This is a genomic window from Roseovarius halophilus (ex Wu et al. 2025), assembly GCF_047086965.1.
In genome coordinates this window covers 1-4987 of the sequence record NZ_JBKOTX010000293.1, presented here as the reverse complement: position 1 = coordinate 4987, position 4987 = coordinate 1, and the positions used below count along the sequence as shown (strand labels likewise).

Genomic DNA, 4987 nt, shown 5'->3' with positions numbered 1-4987 from the left:
GGCGGCGACCCTGAGCGGCAGGCGCAGCTGCCTGGGGCGGTCCTCGGCCTGCGTGAAAATGGCGATGTCGTCGCCCGCCACGATATCGAGCTGCGCGGCGAGGCGCGCGCTCACCACGGCCTGCCCGCGCGCCAACGCCAGCCCGTCGGGCAGCGTCGGGTCGCCGGTGCCGCTGGGGATGAGCACCGCGTCGCACAGGCCGCGCGCGCCCTGCTTGCGGACGTTGACGAAATCGAACTGGCTGCGGGTTTTCAGCGTGACGAAACCGGTATCGGGCCAACCACGCACGGTTTCGGCGTCCGCCTTGGTGAAGCTGGCATTGCCCGAGGTGTCGATCTGCAGCATCCGGGGGTTCGACAGCAACTCGCCGACCAGCGCGTTGTAGACCCCGTTCTTGACCCCGAACAGCACCATGAGCGGCACGAGCACGCCCGCCAGCACCGCGACATTGCACACGAGGTGCGTCTTGTGAAAGAGCAGGTCGCGCAGGGCAAGGCGGAGGACGAGCGGCATCACGATGCCTCCGCCGTGGTGGGCGCGGCTTCGCTCAGGGTGCTGATGACGTGGCCGGGTGCCTGCGGGTCGGCCGCCGCCGTGAGCATCATGCGCCGCATCGGAAACTGCGCCAGCGCCGGTGCGTCGTGGCTGGAAAGCAGCGTGGCGGCCCCGCCGGCACGGGCCGCCCCGATCAGCAACGACAGCGCCGCGTGCGCGTTCTCGGGGTCGAGCGCGGCGGTGGGTTCGTCGGCGATGACACAGAAGGGGCGATGGGCGAGTGCCCGGGCGATGGCGACGCGTTGTCGTTGCCCGATGGACAGCGCCCCGGGACGCAGCTGCGCCACGGCCGACAGCCCCAGACGCTCAAGCAGGTCGTCCCGCCAGCCCGGATCGGGGCGGCGGGCGATCTGCTGGGTGATGGCCACGTTCTGCGCCACCGTCAGGAAGGGCAGCAGCCCGCCGGCCTGTGGCACGAACCCGAAGAAGCCGCCCCGCGCCGCCGCGCAGAGCGCGAGCGCGCGGCGGGATCGCCAATGCGCGGCAAAGTCGTGGGTGGCCGTGCCCTCGGCGCGGTAGCCGCCGCTGTCGGGGGCGCGCAAAAGCCCGAGAAGTTCGAGCAGCAGGGTCTTGCCCGTGCCGGAGGGACCGGAGAACCCGACCACCTCGCCCCCCGCGACGGACCAGTTGCCCGTGCACAGTGTGAACCTGCGTTCGCCGTCGCCCAGCGTGACGCGCAGATCGTCGATATGCAGCCGGTGGGCCATGGCGCTTCCGGACCGGTCAGGGCAGCACGTCGAACGGCATGGCAAAGACCATTTCGCCGTCCGGGGCGCCATCGTAGAGCGGGGTCCAGACCGTGGGATCAAACAGCCACTTGCGGTACTGGGTAAGCTTCTGGCGCATCCCGTCGATGATCGAGCGGCGCAGCATCGCGCTTTGTGCCCACCTTTCCTCGGTCATCTGGAGAAGCTGGCTGCGATAGGGGAGGCGGTCGAGATATTCGAGCGCGCCGCCGACGGTCCGTGCCTCGGCGTTGATGCGGCGGTCGGGGTTGGTCGCCATGTCGGCGATCACGCCGCGGACCTGCTCGAAGAAGCTCATGGCGTCGCCGCTGCCCTGGCTCTGTTCCCCGATGCGCACAAGGTTCTCGATCAGTTCGGCCATGGTGGCCATCTCGTTCTTGGTGATCAGCAGGCGCGGCTCGATCGCCATTTCGCGCGGGGCCTCGACCGCGCGGTCGCTGACCCAGCCGCGGAAGACGTCGGGCGCCTGAGCCTCGCTTTCGCGGCCCAGATAGGCCAGCCGCATGGCCCGGCCGAGCAGCAACAGGTCCTCGCCGGTTTCCTCCTTGTCGAGCAGCGTTTCCTCGCCACGGGCCATGCGCACGTGATCGGTGATCGCGGTCACGAGGCGGGTCGCGACGCCTTCGAACGCCTCTTCCGAGCCGCCTTCGATGGGGAAATAGAATTCGCGCCCGGCGAAGCGCGACAAGGCGCGGTACCGCCCTTCGGCATAGGCATGGTTGGCGTCGCCACCGGTGGGTGTTTTCAGGTGCAGCGTCATGGTGACGATGTTGCGTCCCTCGGCATCGGCCTGGATCTCGTTAACGCTGATGGGCGAGCGCGCGTTCGGGTCGCGCGGGTCCTTGGGGCCGGCATCGGTGACGAGGATGACGTAGCGCGCGTCGACCGGATCGTCGCCGCCCGATTGCTGCCAGTCGATCTCGGTGATCGCGTCCTCCACCCCGGCGATGCTGTCCTCGTTGAAACCGGGGGAATTGACGACGGCCACCCTTGCGCCACCGATTGCGTCGATCACCGGCTGCTGGTCCGTGCGGCGTTTCATGTCGGCCAGCAGGCGCGTGCGGTATTCCAGCCCCGGCGCGGCCTCGGTATTGTCGCGGAAGCCGATGGCGCCGAAGTTCACCAGCTTGCCGATTTCCGTGCCGGCAATCTGGCGGACGGTGCGTTGCAGCACTTTCTGCGTGCGGGCGATATAGGGGTCCATCGACTGGGTTGTGTCCAGCACGAAGACGATGCCCACGTCGAAGGCGCCCGTGTCGCCGCTGTCATTGCCGGCGAGCGTGTTTTCGGCCTCGAGCGGGACCGAGGCGACCTGCATCAGCAGCAGTTCCTCGTAGTTGAGGGGGTGCAGATCCTCGACGAAATCGAGAATGGGCATGACGTAAAGTTCATCACGGATGTTGACGTATTCCTCGGGCTCGACGGCGACGATGCCGCGCGCGTCGTCGGCGATGCCGGCATCGGCCTCGGCAAGCAGACGGTCCTGCACCTGCCGCATCGCTTCGTGGTTGAGCAGCCAGCGCAGCTGTTCCTCGGAGTCGAACAGCAACTGCCGCTGGCGCCCGGCCGCGTTGGTGAAGGCGCCGACGATGTTCTGCCGCCACGCCATGACATCTCCCGACCGTACCCAGCCGGTGGGGCCCGCCGTGGGCGAGGGGCCGACCTGTTTCCAGCCTTCAGCGTCGCCGTAGACGTAAAGCGGCTGAAAAGCGGGCAGCTTGGCTGTTTCGGCGCCGTCGCGCGCGTCGTGCAGGGGCGTGGAGGGGCGCGTCAACACGCGCTGGTAGACGGTATTCGTGCCGTCGACCAGCAGCGGGCGGGCGTTCTGCGCGGACAGTGGCGACGGGGCGATCAGCGCGGCACAGAGGGCGGCGCCAAGGATGAAGGCCATTCGGTGCAGCATCTAGGGTCTCCTCATGATCCGCAATGGTCGTTGAAGGCGCCGCGCGCCAGCGTGTCGGACATGCCTTCGAGCCTTTCGCAAAGGGTGCTGAGCCGGTCGTGCGCCTGAGCCGATCCGGCCTCGGCGGCCCGGCTGTAGTAATCTGCGGCGGTGGCCGGGTTGTCGCTGAAGGTCAGGCCGATCGTCCCCTCGATCACGGGTCTGGTGGTGTCGGCATCGTAGATTTCGCCGAAAAGAAGCAGGGCATCGGCGTCCCCGTCGGCGGCGGCGCCTTCGAGGATGGTGAGCGCGGTATCGGGGCTGACCTCGCCGCCGCACTCGCGCAGCGCCGCCGCCTGGTCGGCAAAGCCGGATACGGCTTGCAAGAGTTCGAGGCTGCAGGGGGCGGGCGCCGTCTCGGGTTCGGGCGAGGCCGTCTGGATGGGTTCCTCGGGGTCGGGGGGCGTGGTTTCGGCGGTCGGTTCGGACCGGTCTTGCATCAGGTACCACCCCACGCCGCCCGCCGCGACGAGCAGCAGCGCGGCCAGCCAGAGCCAGCGGCCGCCCGGAACATTCCCGCCTGCCGGGGCTGTCACGTCAGGCGTTTCCCGCGGGGCTCCGGGGCTGTCTGCCGTGTCGGCGCCGGCCTCGTTCTCGGTGCTGGCAGGTTCGGACGGCGCGGGCTCGGCGGGGGCGTCCTCGGGCTGAGGCTCGTCAAGACGCACGGCGAGGGCAGGCCCCGTATCACGCTCGGGCCTGCGCGCCGACAGGATGCCGCCGATGCGCGCCGCGCCTGGCGCCGGCACGATTTCCTCCGGCCAGCCGATGTCCTGGGCGGCGTCGCCCACTTCGAGGCGGACATTGGCATATTCCTCGATCCGGTTGACGATCTCGGGGCCGATCACCAGCCGCGCGTTGGCCCCGTCGCGCTGCACGGTGTACGGGCCGAAGGCGTCGCGCGTGGCCTGCCACCCCTCATCGCCGAGATAGCGTTCGGAGTAATTGTCGAACACCGCAACCTCGACGGTGTCGCCCGGCGCCTTGTCGGCGGGAAGGGTGATTTCGGCGTAGCCGCCATGCGGGTGGCCGGGATCGGGGCGAATGTGGATCATGCTGTCTGACCTTGGTCGGGGGTGGACGCGTCGCGGCCTTCGAGACCGCCGAGCACGCGCCCGAGCGCGAGGTTCTGTTCGATGTTGATCTCGCCCGCGTCGGTGTCACGCGCATTGCCGGTGAACAGCGTGTCAAGCGCATAGACCCAGTCCGTCCATGTCTCCTCGGCGGAGGGGCGCGGGTCGGCGGGCAGCGTCATGGCGCTATCGGCCTCGGGGCGGGGGGCGAAAACGGGGCGCTCGCCGCCTTCGGGCAGGGCCACCGCAGGGCGGTCGCCCTCGGCCAGCCGATCGGCCCCCAGCGTGTGAACGAAGCGGTTGATGCATTCGGCGCAGACGATGGCCGCGGGCGGCGCCTGCTTGTCAACCGTCATGCCGTAGTCGATGGCCTTGAGCCGCGCGCGCATGTCCCCGATCACGTCGAGGCGGCGCAGCCCGTGGATCATTTCGCTGATGAGGTCGCTGGCGGCGGCCGGCGTGAGGTTGAAGGCCCGGAGGCGCTCGGCATCGTCGCGCAGGTCGTTGAGCTGTTCCACCCAGATGTCGACGGCAGTACCGGCCTGGAACTCCTCTGGGGACATGGTGCGGATCCCACCGCCCGACCGGACCTGTGGCGCGGCGTCTGCCGTCTCGGTGGTGGCCGGATCGGCGGTTTGCGCGGCGGCCGGCGCATCGGGCCGCCCGGGACGCGC

The 4987-nt window shown here is 69.4% G+C and carries 4 protein-coding genes and 1 pseudogene; all 5 read right to left on the bottom strand.

Translation table 11 applies throughout. The features are described from left to right. Positions 1–513 (bottom strand): annotated as a pseudogene (locus ACH107_RS29825) (ABC transporter permease); the annotation flags it as partial. Further along, positions 513–1262, bottom strand: a complete 750-nt coding sequence (locus ACH107_RS29820; RefSeq protein ID WP_412509335.1) for an ATP-binding cassette domain-containing protein — start codon at positions 1260–1262, stop codon at positions 513–515. The gene ACH107_RS29820 and the pseudogene ACH107_RS29825, both read right to left, overlap by 1 nt. Before the next feature lie 16 nt (positions 1263–1278). Beyond that, complete coding sequence (locus ACH107_RS29815) at positions 1279–3204, bottom strand: vWA domain-containing protein (protein WP_412509334.1); 1926 nt, start codon at positions 3202–3204, stop codon at positions 1279–1281. Positions 3205–3215: 11 nt separating this feature from the next. Next, positions 3216–4295: a hypothetical protein gene (locus ACH107_RS29810; protein ID WP_412509333.1), complete on the bottom strand. Its 1080-nt coding sequence runs from the start codon at positions 4293–4295 to the stop codon at positions 3216–3218. Next, a partial coding sequence (locus tag ACH107_RS29805; protein WP_412509332.1) for a virulence factor SrfC family protein occupies positions 4292–4987 on the bottom strand: 696 nt, incomplete at its 5' end. The genes ACH107_RS29810 and ACH107_RS29805, both read right to left, overlap by 4 nt.

Coding starts and splice junctions, on each gene's coding strand:
- ACH107_RS29820 (WP_412509335.1), bottom strand. CDS start 1,262: ATGGCCCACCGGCTGCATATCGACGATCTGCGCGTCACGCTGGGCGAC.
- ACH107_RS29815 (WP_412509334.1), bottom strand. CDS start 3,204: ATGCTGCACCGAATGGCCTTCATCCTTGGCGCCGCCCTCTGTGCCGCG.
- ACH107_RS29810 (WP_412509333.1), bottom strand. CDS start 4,295: ATGATCCACATTCGCCCCGATCCCGGCCACCCGCATGGCGGCTACGCC.